This is a genomic window from Sphingobacterium haloxyli (genome assembly GCF_002980525.1).
Lineage (GTDB): Bacteria > Bacteroidota > Bacteroidia > Sphingobacteriales > Sphingobacteriaceae > Sphingobacterium > Sphingobacterium haloxyli.
Map to the genome: position 1 here is coordinate 24,673 of NZ_PVBQ01000021.1, position 15,600 is coordinate 40,272.

Annotated in this window: 9 protein-coding genes; 5 read left to right on the plus strand and 4 right to left on the minus strand. The window is 44.3% G+C overall.

Translation table 11 applies throughout. The features are described 5' to 3' along the window. The first annotated feature begins 32 nt into the window (after positions 1-32). From C5745_RS18375 to C5745_RS18385, 3 genes are all read left to right on the plus strand, one after another. Positions 33-2,747, plus strand: a complete 2,715-nt coding sequence (locus C5745_RS18375) for a putative LPS assembly protein LptD (protein ID WP_243403391.1) — start codon at positions 33-35, stop codon at positions 2,745-2,747. 196 nt (positions 2,748-2,943) lie between these two features. Then, on the plus strand, positions 2,944-4,185 hold the full coding sequence (locus C5745_RS18380; RefSeq protein WP_105718478.1) for a competence/damage-inducible protein A: 1,242 nt from the start codon (positions 2,944-2,946) through the stop codon (positions 4,183-4,185). Between the two features lie 100 nt (positions 4,186-4,285). Next, positions 4,286-5,716 carry a dihydrolipoamide acetyltransferase family protein gene (locus tag C5745_RS18385; RefSeq protein WP_105718479.1) on the plus strand — a complete coding sequence of 477 codons (1,431 nt, stop codon included), beginning with the start codon at positions 4,286-4,288 and terminating at the stop codon, positions 5,714-5,716. A 39-nt stretch (positions 5,717-5,755) separates the two neighbouring features. Here C5745_RS18385 and C5745_RS18390 read toward each other — a convergent pair whose 3' ends face one another. Beyond that, positions 5,756-6,049 (minus strand): hypothetical protein, encoded by a 294-nt coding sequence (locus C5745_RS18390; RefSeq protein ID WP_105718480.1) that lies wholly within the window; start codon positions 6,047-6,049, stop codon positions 5,756-5,758. Positions 6,050-6,135: 86 nt separating this feature from the next. Continuing rightward, a complete protein-coding gene (locus C5745_RS18395; protein ID WP_105718481.1) occupies positions 6,136-7,500 on the minus strand; it encodes an MATE family efflux transporter in 1,365 nt (454 codons plus the stop codon). A 304-nt stretch (positions 7,501-7,804) separates the two neighbouring features. Here C5745_RS18395 and C5745_RS20750 point away from each other — a divergent pair, with 304 nt between their 5' ends. Further along, the gene (locus C5745_RS20750) at positions 7,805-8,320 is read left to right on the plus strand and encodes a Sec-independent protein translocase subunit TatA/TatB (RefSeq protein WP_105718482.1); all 516 of its coding nucleotides are present in this window, start codon (positions 7,805-7,807) and stop codon (positions 8,318-8,320) included. A gap of 75 nt (positions 8,321-8,395) precedes the next feature. Continuing rightward, on the plus strand, positions 8,396-10,627 hold the full coding sequence (locus tag C5745_RS18405; protein ID WP_105718483.1) for a Tex family protein: 2,232 nt from the start codon (positions 8,396-8,398) through the stop codon (positions 10,625-10,627). Positions 10,628-10,663: 36 nt separating this feature from the next. On the opposite strand, the gene C5745_RS18410 is transcribed toward C5745_RS18405, so the two are convergent. Next, entirely contained in the window at positions 10,664-12,031 is a 1,368-nt protein-coding gene (locus tag C5745_RS18410) for a RagB/SusD family nutrient uptake outer membrane protein (protein ID WP_105718484.1), read from the minus strand. A gap of 21 nt (positions 12,032-12,052) precedes the next feature. Further along, on the minus strand, positions 12,053-15,538 hold the full coding sequence (locus tag C5745_RS18415) for a SusC/RagA family TonB-linked outer membrane protein (RefSeq protein WP_105718485.1): 3,486 nt from the start codon (positions 15,536-15,538) through the stop codon (positions 12,053-12,055). Positions 15,539-15,600: the final 62 nt, after the last annotated feature.

Here is a 15,600-nt window from a genome sequence, read left to right on the forward strand (position 1 = left end):
AGTAAACACAAAAATAACATTCATAATTAACATTGAAGACGCTAACTTGTTTTTTCTGTAGCATTTTGTTCTTATTTGTGGCCATCTCGGGCTCCGATGCACAAATTGCTTCGTCTTCAAGAGCCACTTTATCTAACGTTCAAGATACCTTATTAATTGTTCCTGATAGCGTAAAAAATAAGGTCGACACGACAAGAGCTACCGATTCAACAACGTTAGCAGATACCACCAGAAACCATTTAAAGGAAACACAAGGTCAAGACACCGTGATGATGGAGGATGAAAGTGGCCTGGAAACCATGGTTACTATTGTTGCTAACGATTCCTCCTGGAATGAGGTAAGTAAAAATATGCTTCACCTTTATAACGGTGCAAAAGTTAAATACCAAGACTTTGAATTGGCCGCTGACTATATCCGGTTGGATAGAAATACCAATCAGCTGTTTGCTAGCGGAGTCATAGATCATAACGGCAATTACATCGGTCGTCCGGTAGTTATATTTCCGGGAGAGAGCCCCAAATCGGTAGACTCCTTAGTATATGACTATAAAACCAGGGAGGGAAATACCTATGGTATCATGACAGAGGAAGATGGAGCTTATATCCAGGCGAGAGTAGTCCGAAAGAATTTATACGATGAACTTTCTTTGCAAACAGGGATGTATAGTACATGTAATTTACCCTATCCGCATACGCACTTCGGCATTCAGTTTACAAAAGGCCTATTGGCGAAAAATCATATTATAGTAGGACCAGCGTTTCTCGTGGTGGAAAATATTCCGATTAAATTTATAGCCATTCCTTTCGGTTTCTTTCCCAAGAACGATAAAAGGTCTTCTGGACTTCTATTCCCCTCTTTTGGAGAGGACGCGACGCGTGGTTTTTCTATCCGTGATATGGGGTGGTACCTAGCATTTAATGACTACTGGGATTCTGAGATTAGAGGAAGTCTATACTCTAAAGGCGCATGGGAAGCAAGTGTTCGTACCAACTATCTCGTCAATTATAAGTTTAGTGGCGGTTTTAACATCCGTTATGCTTCTACGCCATCGGGGGTAGAGGGCACAGATAATTATGGCGTCAATCGTGACTTTAACGTAACGTGGAACCACACGCAGCGACAAGAAGCCAATCCCGGGACTTCTTTTTCTGCTTCTGTTAATTTTGGTACCAGTTCCTATTTCCGGAATACGGGTTTTAATCAACAAAACTCGATGGAAGACCTGACGCGGAACAATATGTCGTCTTCGATTGCATATGGTAAAGTGTTTGCAGATGGGAAGGTGAATTTTACAGCCAACTTAAGTCATCGGCAAGATATGGCGTCAGGTCAGGTAGATTTGGAACTACCATCATTTAGTTTGAACGTATCCACGTTTAACCCTTTCGATTCTAAAGATCGCGTGGGCGATCAAAAATGGTATCAGCGGATTACCGTGGGATATAGTTTGCAAGGTAGAAATACGATATCTACTGCAGATTCGCTACTTTTTAAAAAAGAAGCACTAAACGATTTTACCAATGGATTTCAACATAATATACCGATCAGCTTAAGTTTAAATGCTTTCAAATATTTTCAGTTTAACACCTCCATAAACTATACAGAACGCTGGTACCTGCAAAGTGTGCGTAAAAAGTTGATCAACGAGGTCAACGGTTTTTCTGCAATGCGTGACACGGTGAGCGGTTTCGAGCGTGCTTACGACTACTCCATGTCGGCGGGTCTTTCGACAAAGGTTTATGGTATGTATCCTAAAATGGGAAAAATCGAAGCTATTCGACACGTCATTACACCATCAATTAACCTCAACTATCGCCCCGATTTCTCGGACGCTCGTTATGGTTTTTATCGAGATTTTGTAAATGATAATGGTGTGGTGGAACGTTACTCTATTTTTGAAGGTGGCATTTTTGGGGGGCCGGGTTCCGGTAAATCCATGGGTATCGGTTTTTCGGTCGATAACAATATCGAGGCCAAAGTCCGGAACAACAACGATACCACAGGCAACGAAGCGTTTCGAAAAGTGAAAATTATACAGGGTCTGACCTTCAGTGGGAACTATAATTTTATGGCAGACTCCTTAAAACTCTCTAATATTAGCTTCTCAGGGCGTACTTCGCTGTTCAAAGAAAAGATAAACTTAAACTTTAATGGTACGTTTGATCCTTACGCCTTTAACCCAGAGACGGGGCAAAAGATCAATAGGTTTGCTATCCAGGATGGAAATCTGGCGCGACTTACTAATTTCGGTTTGTCGTTTGATTACAGCCTTAACCCCAACGCCAATAAAAGCCGGAATGATAATCTCGATTCTCTCCGTAACCAAATGCCCAATATGACAGCGGAGCAGGCAAATGCGCTCGCACGTATCAGTACCGATCCCAATGCATTCGTCGATTTTAATATTCCCTGGAACTTAAATGGCTCTTTCAGTATGAATTACAATAAGGCTTGGAATCGCGAAGAAAGACGGATGATGAATAACATCACCGCGACGGTTAATATAAATGGTGATTTTAACGTTACACCGAAATGGAAAGTACAATTTAATACAGGCTATGATCTTAGGCAAAAAGCCCTCTCGCTTACGCGGTTTAGTATTTATCGTGATTTGCACTGTTGGGATATGTCAGTGGGTTGGACACCTTTTGGACAATACCAAAGTTATAATATTACCATCCGTGCTAAAGCATCGATATTGCAAGATTTGAAATTGACGAAACGCGAGAGTCATTATAGATATTGATAATCTTATCGTTCTTTTTTTCCTTAAAAAAGAACCAAAAAATTCGTGGCTTCGGATAGTTGAGATAAGGGATCGTACTAAGGATGAATTTCTACATACCTCAAATATCCGGATGCCACATTTAAGTGTTAATTGGGGGTAGTACAATTGGGGGGAGAGATTCGTTCCTGAATTTGCACATTAGACTTAAATAAAAATGAAAGCAGAAATCATTACGATAGGGGACGAGCTATTAAACGGACAGGTAGTGGATACTAATTCGGCGTGGATTGCTAGGCATCTTGGTGCGTTGCATATTCCTGTTATCCACATGACGTCGATCTCGGACAAAAGGCACGCGATAAAGCAAGCTTTGCGACAGGCTGAAGAGCGTGCCGATGTAATCATCATGACGGGTGGGTTGGGGCCTACTCGAGACGATGTCACGAAGGTATCAGTGGCTGATTATTTTGGAACGACATTGGTACATAATGAGGCTGTATTGAGACATGTGGAAGCGATTTTTCGCCGTGCGGGTAGAAAAAACATGCCTGCTATAAATATCGGACAAGCTGAGGTGCTAGCAAATGCAACTGTTTTGTTTAATGATGTGGGAACAGCGCCAGGAATGGCGATTGAACGCGATGGTAAATATTTCGCTTTTTTGCCTGGCGTACCATTTGAAATGAAGTTCCTTATGGAAAACCGCGTATTGCCCAGGTTGCGCGAGGTATATAAAAGTGATGTCTTTATTTATAACACCTACTTGTTAACGGTTGGTATCGGTGAGTCCCATTTGGCCGAACAGATCGGCGATATAGAAGACGCTTTGCCACCATATATTACATTAGCTTATCTTCCGAAAATCGGTATGGTACGTTTGCGTTTCACAGCCGGGGGAACGGATATGGAAGCTTTGACAACTTTAACTAATCGCTTTAAAGAACAGGTGGTGGAACGCGTAAAGGATCATGTTGTTTCGGTCGACAATCGTTCGTTTGAAGAAGTTTTAGTACACACTTTTACGCGTAAAGATGTTACACTTTCCACTGCTGAAAGCTGCACCGGCGGTTCCATTTCAGCACAGATTACGGCAGTTCCGGGTGCCAGCGGAATGTTTCAAGGCGCTGCAGTTGTTTATTCTGACCAGGCCAAGATGGATGTTCTAGGCGTTTTGCCCGACACATTAACACAATATGGCGCTGTCAGCGAGCCGACTGTTAAAGAAATGGCGGAAGGGGCAAGGCGTGTATTCGGGACGGATTATGCTATCGCCACAAGTGGTATTGCCGGACCCGGTGGAGGAACCGAAACAAAACCGGTTGGTACAGTCTGTATAGCCGTCTCTGGGAAATCCGAAACACGAACACAAACGTTCCATTTTAAAAACGATAGAGCGATCAATATTGAACGTACCGTTATAGCAGGATTAACGATGCTTTGGAATATATTGAAATAATATTTTATTTTTGACTCATTATAAAATATTATGTTTTGTTTAATTGAACTTGTTAGATTAAATGTTAATTTAGTAGATCATTCAATGAACTTAGGTCAATATGGGTATATATAAAGTGGTGCTTCCAAGGATGGGAGAAAGTGTTTCCGAAGCGACCATCACGAAATGGGTAAAAGGAATCGGAGATTCGGTTGAGGAGGATGATCCAATTGTGGAAATAGCGACAGACAAAGTGGATTCTGACGTTCCCGCTCCGGTTACAGGAAAGTTAGCCAAGATTTTTTTCGAAGAGAACCAAATAGCCCAAGTGGGTGAAGTGATCGCGTGGATTGAGATAGAGGGAGAAGTAGTCGACGAAACGGATGCTTCCGGGAGAGAAGAAGCAGGGTCCGAACCGCAGCCGGAAATATCCCAAGATACAGTTGAGCAGGATACGATAAAGGAAGAGTATCCAGGCGCCATTTCTGCTACGGACGAAGAAGACGTTCCCATACTGGATGTTCCAGGTGCGCAACTATTGGATCAGGAACAACGCGATAAGACGGTTCTACATTCTGGTACGCGTTTTTACTCCCCTTTAGTAAAAAATATTGCGCAGGAAGAGGGGCTTAGTCAGGCTGAGCTGGATAGCGTCCGAGGTACAGGGGCAGAAGGCAGGGTCACAAAACAGGACATACTCGATTATATCGCCAAGCGCACAACAGATTATCGGGGAATCGGATCACCAGAGGAATCTCCTAAAACGACATCAGCGCACGTACGGACGATTCCCATGGAAGAAAAAAAGCAAGAAAGGGAAGGCGTCGCGAAAGCTGTAACACCTGGTGATGAAATTGTGGAAATGGATCGCATGCGTAGACTCATCGCGGATCACATGGTGCATAGCGTTAAAACGTCGCCACACGTGGCTTCCTTCGTAGAAGCAGACGTAACCAATTTGGTCAATTGGAGAAATAAGATAAAGGATAGCTACAAAAAGCGGGAAGGCGAAAATATTACTTTTACCCCCATTTTTATTGAAGCTATCAGCAAAGCGTTACGTGACTTTCCAATGGTTAATGTATCCGTTGACGGACATCAAATCATCAAGCGGAAAAACATCAATATCGGTATGGCCGCAGCATTGCCGTCTGGCAACTTGATTGTCCCTGTTATCAGAAATGCCGACCAGTTAAGTCTTGTCGGGCTAAGCAAAACGGTTAATGATTTAGCACATCGTAGCAGGCAGAATCAGTTGAAGCCCGACGATACGCAGGGCGGAACTTTTACGTTCACTAATATTGGTGCTTTCGGCAATATAATGGGCGTGCCTATCATCAATCAACCTCAGGCCGCAATCTTGGCTGTTGGAACGATTAAGAAAAAACCAGCTGTTTTGGAAACGGAGCATGGTGATGTAATCGCTATCCGTCATATGATGTATCTGTCTATGTCTTACGATCATCGCATCATTGATGGCGCGTTGGGAGGCACTTTCCTGAAACGTGTCGCGGATTATTTAGAAAATTGGGATATAAATCGGGAGATTTAAACAATCGAAAATGGCGTGTATTGTGCACGCCATTTTTCATTACTTAACATTGTTAATAGTGTCTTGTTCGCGCAGTCTATCGATATTGTTCTTTTCGCTGTATTCTTCCGTTTTCTCCTGGAAAGATTCCAAGATTTCCCGAATCGAATCGGCGTTATCTGCGGTCCGCTGATAGATATCTGGCATTTTGGACTCGATTAATTTATCTCCCAACTCCATATTGTCGACTTCAATTTTGCCTATCTTTTCTAAAACAGCCTGCTGACTATTTCGTACGTCTTCTAGTTCTCTGACAATTTTCGCCATCAGATCGAATTTTTTCAACTTGTCCATATCACATTTTGTTTTAGTTTCTTGTAATACAACGTATTTATGGAGAATTTGTTTTCTAATTTGCCGAACCAGTAAATGCAACCAACCTACCCAAACCTATCCATTCGCTGGCGGATAATGCTCCGGTAGCGTATATACAACAATATCGAAGAGGTTAATAGCCCAAGAGAAAGCCCGTACCAAACGCCCTGCACCCCGATGTTGAAATAGATACCCATAAGGTATGCCGCAGGGATACCAACAATCCAGTACGCAACGAAAGTGATCAAGGTAGGAACATTGACGTCACCCATTCCACGCAGGACACCTAGCCCCACGACTTGTGTGCCATCAAACAGCTGAAACAGTCCTGCGATAATTAACAGTTGCGCGGAGATGCTGATAACAGTCTGATCATCACTGATTATTCTTGGTAAATATTGATTAAACACCGCAAAAATTATCGCACAGATCAACATGAATACAATAACAAGGTGATACGAAGCGGTCGCAAACTTCTTTACCCGCCTCATGTTTCTTTTTCCATAACTGTGACCCGTTTTGATCGTCGCAGCCGACGCAATTCCGCTGGCCATCATGTAGGTCATGGAAGCCAACGTAATGGCAACTTGATGACTAGCCTGTTCTAACGCCCCAATCTTTCCTGCGATGAGCGACGCCGCGGCGAAGGAGCCAACCTCAAAGACATATTGCAGGGCCATTGGAGCACCAATTTTAAAAATGCTCTTTATCCGGGAAAGTTCCGCGTGAAAAAATGAAAATGTTTTTGTATATGGACTGAACCGTTTCGAACGCAGTACATAAAAAGACATCGCCAACATCATTAACACTCGGTCAATCAAGGTAGCATACCCCACGCCTACAATACCCATGGCGGGAATGCCGAACATTCCTTTAGCCAATACCACAGATAGTATGATATTCAGTAGGTTGCCCCAAATCGTGATATTCATGGCTTGTCGGGTAAATCCAAGGCCCTCGGCAAACTGTTTGAAGGCGTTGAATGCCATCAATGGGATAATCGAAAGCATCAACACGAACAAATAGGGTTTTGCAGCTTCGACCACACGAGGGTCTTGGTCGAGATGTTCCATAGCATAGGTAGCGCCAAATTGAATGACGAAGAACAACACGAACGCTGTCACTATATTCAGCCAAAAACTGCTAGATAATAATATTCCGCAAGACGCTTCGTCCTTTTGTCCGTGTGCTTGTGCGATAAGGGGCGTAAGACCATAGGAAATGCCGAGACCAATAACCATGACAACAATAAATACTGAATGTACAAGAGATACCGCCGCCAAAGGAATTGTTCCCACAAATTTACCAACGACGATCGTATCTGCTGTTTGTACCAATGTGTGGCCCAGTTGAGAAATGATAACAGGTCCTGCAAGTGCAAAGGCACTCCAGTAAAAATGTTTATTTTGTTTGTAGTGATGATGTAACATAGTGTTTCGCGAGTGCGCCAATATTCGAGTCTGCAAATATAGTTAAGTTTTGCATTACCTCTTATTAATACTTGATGTTGCAGAGCTTTCGCTTTTAAAGATTTCGTATGTTTCAAGGTTGCCCTTTGGATACGCGTTTGCAACCTCGGGACGTGAGCGTAGCGGGTCCCAGCTTGCGGGCAGCAGGTTTAAAATTTGGTATTCATGAGCTCCTTCGGTCGGTTTTTTTACTTTTTTTGAGGTAAAAAAAGTAAAAAGACTTACCTTAGTTGCTTGTTAAGAAGATTAAAAGGAGAAGGATAAAATGAGTTTAGGATTCTTGAATATCGGTACACAGGAGATGGTGCTTATTGTCATCGTCATTTTACTGTTGTTCGGCGGGAAGAAATTACCCGAATTAGCGAGAGGATTGGGGCGCGGAATTCGTGAATTTAAAGACGCATCGGATGGCATAAAGCGGGAAATTTCCGATCAGATAAATAATTTTGAAAAAGATTTAGATGTTACGGTAGAGGATACACCTGCGACCAAAACCAAATCCCAGACAATCTCGGAAGAGATTAAACAGCAACAAAAAGAAGACAAAGATGCTGTTGACGTGGAAGAGGATGCGAAGAAAGAGTTTCCTAAGTTTACGACACCGGAGCACACAGTACAACATCATCACGGTGAGCAGCCCTCTTCAGGAGATGAACATTATACTTACGGGTACAGTGATCACTTTTCAAATGAAGGAGATACTACGGACACGACAGAGGGAGAGTCTGCGCAAACCAATAAAAAGCCTTCCGACGACGAGGAGCAGCCTAAAAATGTTTAAATTTATTAGCATATAATAACCATTCTAAAAGCTGTTGGTAACCCTACAGCTTTCCTTTTTTACATTTACTTAAATATGGCATACGAAATTATTATTTCGCAAGAACTGGGGATAAATAGCCGTCAGGTCTCCATCACTATCGGCTTATTAAACGAAGGGGCAACCGTTCCGTTTATCGCCCGTTATCGTAAGGAAATGACCGGAAGCTTAGATGAGGTACAGATTACCACCATCCGTGACCGTGTCCAGCAATTACGCGATCTGGACAAACGCAAAGAAACGGTACTAAAATCTATCACGGAACAAGGGAAATTAACATCCGAATTGGAACAGCAGATTCAAGAAGCGGAGACGATAGCCATCCTGGAGGATATTTACTTGCCGTTCAAACCGAAACGCAAAACACGGGCTTCGATGGCGAGAGAAAAAGGGTTACAGCCGTTGGCAGATAGATTGCTTTTACAAGAGAAAGACGACATATCGGTATTAGCTGCCGATTTTATCGATTCGGAGAAGGGCGTGGCATCGGAAGAAGAAGCTTTAGCAGGTGCCCGCGATATTATCGCAGAGCAGATTGCGGAAGATGCCGAGGTACGGGCAAGATCCAGGAAGATATTTTTGGATAAAGGACAGTTTGTTTCGCGTGTCGTCCCAGGAAAAGAAGAAGATGCGTTGAAGTACAAAGATTACTTTGAGTGGTCGGAACCACTTCAAAATGCACCATCTCACCGGGTGTTGGCCATGCGCCGTGGCGAGAAAGAGGAAATGCTCTATCTTGACATTGCTGTAGACGAGGAAATGGTGCTTTCGGCTATGGAGAAAATCTATATAAAAGCTAATAATGATCTTGCCGCGCAAGTACGACTCGCGTTGCAGGATGGTTATAAAAGATTGCTGAAGCCATCCATGGAAACCGAGGTGCGGGTATTAACCCGGCAAAAAGCAGATGAAGAAGCCATCCGCGTTTTTGCAGACAATGTCCGTCAATTACTGCTGGCGGCACCTTTGGGACAGAGACGATTGTTGGCAATCGATCCGGGGTTCCGTACAGGGTGTAAAACGGTCGTGTTGGATGCCCAGGGCGCACTATTGGAGAATACGACGATCTTTCCGCATAATGGCGCAGGGGGTTTAGCGGAAGCTGCAAAAACGATAGAATTGTTGGTGAAACGCTACGATGTGGAAGCGATTGCTGTTGGTAATGGTACTGCCGGTCGTGAGACAGAAGAATTTGTCCGAAAATTAGGTTTAAAAGATGTTACGGTCGTCATGGTGAATGAATCCGGCGCATCGATTTATTCCGCTTCGGATGTGGCCCGGGAAGAGTTTCCAGACTATGATGTAACGGTTCGCGGAGCGGTATCTATCGGAAGACGATTAATGGATCCGTTAGCGGAACTGGTGAAGATTGACCCTAAATCTATCGGGGTAGGCCAGTACCAGCACGATGTCGATCAAAACAAGCTGCAAAGCTCGTTGGATGATACGGTCATTTCCTGTGTGAATGCCGTAGGTGTGGAACTGAATACAGCATCTAAGCAGATTTTGGCGTATGTATCTGGACTCGGACCGTCCCTCGCACAGCAAATAGTGAATTATCGGGTGGCAAATGGGCCGTTCAAGTCGCGGAAGGAACTGAGAAAGGTTCCACGTTTGGGGGATAAAGCTTTTGAGCAAGCGGCAGGTTTCCTCCGTATCCGTCACAGCGAACATCCGTTGGATGGTTCTGCTGTACACCCTGAACGGTATGCACTGGTGGAGCAAATGGCAAAAGATCTTCAAGCCAATGTACAGGATTTACTGACAAACGAGGCATTGCGCAAGCAGATAGATTTAAAGAAATACGTTTCGGCAGAAGTCGGACTACCGACCCTAAACGATATTATAGCTGAGCTGGCCAAACCCGGACGTGACCCGCGTGAACAATTCGAAGAGTTTAAGTTTACAGACGGCGTTAACAGCGTCAGCGATTTGCGTATTGGTATGAAACTGCCTGGTATTGTAACAAATATCACCAATTTTGGGGCATTTGTCGACATCGGTGTTCACCAAGATGGTTTAGTGCATCTAAGCCAGCTAGCCAATCGCTTTGTATCTGATCCGAATGAGGTTGTTAAGGTACAACAGCATGTTATGGTGACTGTAACTGAAATAGATGAGAAACGAAATCGCATTGGCTTGTCGATGAAATCCGATGAAAAGCCCGCACCTCCACGCAAGCGTCATGATGACCAAAGGAGAGCGAAAACACCCGAAACCGATATGGCCAGTAAATTAGCCGCATTGGCAAGTAAGTTTAAATCATAATATAGAAGGGCAGACACTCGCGTCTGCCCTTTGTTGCTAATATCCCGGGTTCTGCTCTAGGATATCCGGACGGAGATTGATTTGCGCTGTAGGAATTGGATAAACAAACTGATTTTCGTTTGTTAACGTTTCATACTTTTCCATCGCTAATCCTGTTCGGCAGAAATCAAACCATGTTTCGCCTTCGAAGAGAAGTTCCCGTTCCTTTTCCTCCTGTACAAACTTGACGAAACTATCTACAGAAGTAAAATCGCCCTTATTTCTTGGTACGCCCGCCCGTGTCAATACTTGTTGAAGTGAATTGAATGCGGCATCGCTTACACTATTGTTAACCCTCGCTTCCGCTTCTGCATGAATGAGTAAGATTTCTGCCAGACGGATGATGGGCAGGTTCTGAGTTGGTGGGGTCGCGTTGGGGAATTTTCCCATATAGTAACGATCATTTGATCCCTGAAATATAGAGAAATCTTGTCTTTTATCGCCAGTCTCAAATAGTTCTCGGATAGACTCGTCTTTTACATAGAAAAGCATACTGGCATTATCATTACTTACCGATGCCAGGGTATTGGTTGTTTGATCATCAAATTGCAACTCAAAAATGGATTCAGCTGAATTTTCGGATGCCCAAATAGTACTGAAATCGTCTGCTAATTGAAAGTTTTCTGCATTAATTATTTCCGCTGCTGTACTTGCAGCTAAGGCATAATCGTTTGTAATAGATGCTTGATAAAGATAAACCTTGGCTAATAGCGCTTGTGCCGCAGCCTTTGTCGCTCTACCTTTGGTTGCTTCGGTAGTTTCGTGCGCCTCAGGAAGTTCTGTAATGCTTTCGACAAGATCTTTTACCAGTTGCTCATAGATGGCAGAAGGTTCAGACTGGGGAATAGCTATATCTTCGTCCTCCGTAGTCGCTGTTAATTTTAACGGTACACGACCAAAAGCCCGTACCAAGAAGAAATAATTCAAAGCACGAACAAATTTAGCTTCACCGATAAGTTGTGCTCTCTTTTCATCGGAAATGGTGTTTTCGGGCATTTCGGATACGCGAGCGATGATGTTATTGGCCGCGTTGATTGTAGCGTATATCCCTTGCCATACATTCGCGATCCACGGGTTGGTCGCGGTAACCTCGTGTGTTTTAAAATTTTCGTATTCTGGAAATATCGCGGCGTGGGAAACATGGCCCGCTGAAAACTCGGGTACTATAACCATCGTTTGTCCATAGGTAAACGAGCTGGTCATCGTGCGGTACATCCCTATTGCAGCGGAATTAGCATTGGTTTCCGAATTGAAATAATCGTCTTGCGTGACCTGCGCAAGTGGCTCCCGATCAAGGAAGCTCTCGCAGGATGTAAAACTAACGAGCAGTGAAGCGGACAAAAATAATTTATGTATCGTGTTCATAAGTATGTTACATTTAATAGATTAGAAAGATAAATTAACACCGGCGGTAAATATGCGTGGCTGAGGATAACTACCATAGTCATATCCGTAGATAAGCCCCGTGTTGGCGCCACCATGACTGGAGCTTACTTCCGGATCGAAGCCGCGGTATTTGGTAAATACATACGCGTTTTGCACGGTGATGTAGGCCCGAAGCCTATTTACCTTCATCCGTTCTGTCACCGCTTGTGGAAGCGTATAACCTAGTGTAATGTTACGTATACGGAAAAAAGAACCGTCCTGCACAAACCGATCGGAGATGGCGCCGTTATCGAAACTACCTGGACTCGGACGAGGCATGTCAGTAATATCACCCGGTTGACGCCAGCGATCTACCCAATCGATGAAAGCATTTGAACTGGCATTATAGCCCTCCAGTCCCGAAGCTAACGTATAGTTGAACATCTCATTGCCGTAAGTAAATTGCCCCATTACGCTAAAATCAAAGTTCTTATACTGGAAGGTGTTCGTGATACCCCCGAAGAAGTCTGGGTGCGGATTGCCGATGATCTGTCTGTCCTCGTCACTCGTCGGTGTAGTCGGTTGACCGTCTTGTCCCACGTAGTCGATCATACCGGTCTCGGGATTAACACCGATCATTTTCCAACCGTAAAAAGAACCTAAAGGTAATCCCGCCATAGCGATATTCAGACTGCCTACACCACCTAAGATTTGGTCGACTCCGTCGGGTAGTGCCAAAACCGTGTTGCGGTTGAAGGTCATGTTTAAAGACGTGGTCCATTTAAAATCGCCGATTAGGTTGCGCGTAGTCAACTCAAATTCGAATCCTTTGTTCTCAATATCACCGGAGTTAGTAAATCGGTTCACGTAGCCAGAGTTGGTCAGAATTGGCACACCAATAAGAAGGTCCGAAGTTTTCTTATGGTAATAGTCTGCTAGAAGGAAAATTCGATCATCAAATAATCCAACGTCAATTCCGACATCGGTCTGCGCCGTTGTTTCCCATTTTAAGTTTCTGTCGCCTAAAACCGATGGAATAAAACCTGGCATCCCCAAGTAGTTGTTTCCACCCGCGTAAAGGGAATAGCTAGCATAGTTGCCGATATTTTGATTACCGGTAATACCCCAACTAGCCCGCAGTTTCAAATCACTGATAACAGGAAGGTTCTGTATGAAGTCTTCCTCTGATAGACGCCATGCCGCGGCCAAAGAGGGAAACGTTGCCCATCGGTTATCGCTACCGAAACGGGATGATCCATCCGTACGCAAATTGGCTGTTAAGATATATTTCTTTTTATAATTATAATTTACACGCGTAAAAGCGGAGGCAATAGCCCACTCTTCTGGATATGCATCTGCCCGTGTGATAACACCACCTGCATTGATATGCTCGATATCATTGGAGGGGAAATTGGAACGTTGTCCATGGACAAACTCCAGTCGGGATTCCTGCACGGAGAATCCACCCAATGCATTGAGCTGGTGGTCGCCAAATAGTTTGTCAAACGTTAATGTTGTTTCGTTGATCCAAAGCTGGTCGCGTGTATTGCGTCGTGCGCCGATACCACCCTGACTAGCAAATGAGCGGATTCCATTGGGCGGCATAAAAAATGTCTCGTCGATAAAGCTGATGTCGGTTCCAAAACTTGTTTTCAATGTTAATGACGGAACAAATTGGTATTCAGCGCTTACATTTGCCAACACGCGCCAGGTCTGTGCATTGTTTACCGGTAAATTGAGCATAGCTATGGGATTTTCTCGTGACAGGCTGACCTGGTCATAAGCGTACCCTCCATTATTGTCGTACACCGGTATATTGGGAGGAGAGAAAATACCTGTTTTCGTTGGACCTTCCTTTGAATTTTCTTCCTGTATGCGGTCATTTTCCGCTCGCGTCACATTAATTGCCGTTGCAAACCTTAGTTTTTCATTGTGTTGGTGGTTCAGGTTTATTCGACCGCTGATTCTGTTAAAATCAGAGTTGAGCATGATTCCGCCTTGTCGCATATAGCCCAATGATGTGTAATATTGTGTGTTTTCACTTCCCCCGCTGGCAGAAAGTTCATAGCTTCTTGTGCCGGCCTTCCGGAACATCGCATCTTGCCAATCCGTGTTGATATGAGGATTAGCTAAAATTTGGTCTGGCATGGTAGATGTAGGATCGTCCTGTTCTCTAAAAAAATAATAATCCCGCATGTAGTCCTGGTATTGTGCAGTATTCATCATTTCATATTTGCGTTCGGATGGCATTTCCGAATACCCCTCGTACATGTTGAAATGAAATTGGCTTGTGCCGGGTTCTCCTTTTTTAGTCGTAATGAGGACGACACCGTTGGCTGCCCTAGCACCGTAAATAGAAGAGGAGGCTGCATCCTTTAGTATTTCGACAGACTGTACGTCAGCAGGGTTGAGCGACGAAAGAACATTGATACCCTGTGTACCTCCGCCGAAATTGAAATCTGAACCGCCGGTAAAGTTCGTTGTACTGTTTACCGGAATACCATCTACGACGTACAGGGGATCGGAGCTCGCATTTATCGAAGTGGTACCACGTACCCGGATGCTAAGCCCGCCCCCAGGTGAACCGGATTTCTGCGTCACCTGGACTCCGCCGGCTTTTCCTTGGATAGCTTGCGGAATACTGGGAAGCACCTCGTTTTCGATCTCATCTGCTCCTATGCTGGATACCGAACTGGCTAATGTCGCACGTTCCATCGTGCCATACCCAACAGCCACTACTTGTACAGATTCAATAGTCTTTGATTCTTCACTCAGCAACACCTCTATTTTTTCTCTGCTGTTGAGCGGTTCCTCATATTCCTTATAACCAACAGCACTAAACACCAGTATATCGCCTGTATTGGCTGGGATGCTGAACCGACCTTGTTCATCCGTTGCCGCGGAGGTCGGTTGTCCTTTTACGGATACCGTAACGCCTGTTATAGGGCCATTTTTGTCACTAACGGTACCTTGGACGACGTTTTGAGGATTCGCAGTAGAATCAGTTGATGTCATGGGTGTTGTCGGAGAAACCGGAGATGTCAGCGGTGCGGCAGTAGTATCCATAACAGTCGTATCTGTACCGGTGGTATCCCCCGTGCCGGGTACGGAATCCGTTGCGGCTGATGAATCCGCTTCCGCTATTTTTAGTATGACATGTATCTCGCTCCGGTTATTCACAGGCTCTTCGTGTCGTGCGAAATCAGTTTTGTTAAAAATCAACGTGGCATCCGGTTTCACCTCTAATGTAAATAGACCTTGCTCGTCAGATACGGTATTGAGGGTTTCTCCTTTTACGGAAACGATACCACCTGGGAGGGCTTGGCTGCGCTCGTCTTTGACAGAACCTTGAACGGTGATCATCGAGTCTTGCAAGCTAAAAAACGCTGTGGGGAATAAATTAGGGTTGTCGAATTTTTTTTTTGAAGAGAGTTGAGTATTGTTTGAAGAGAAAGCCCCATAGGGACTAAACAATAACAAGGGAATGGCATACAGGATGTGTTTCATATAAAGTAGCTATTTACGTTCGTTCATGCGTTTATTTCTGTTTCTTTGGTATAACACGCAAC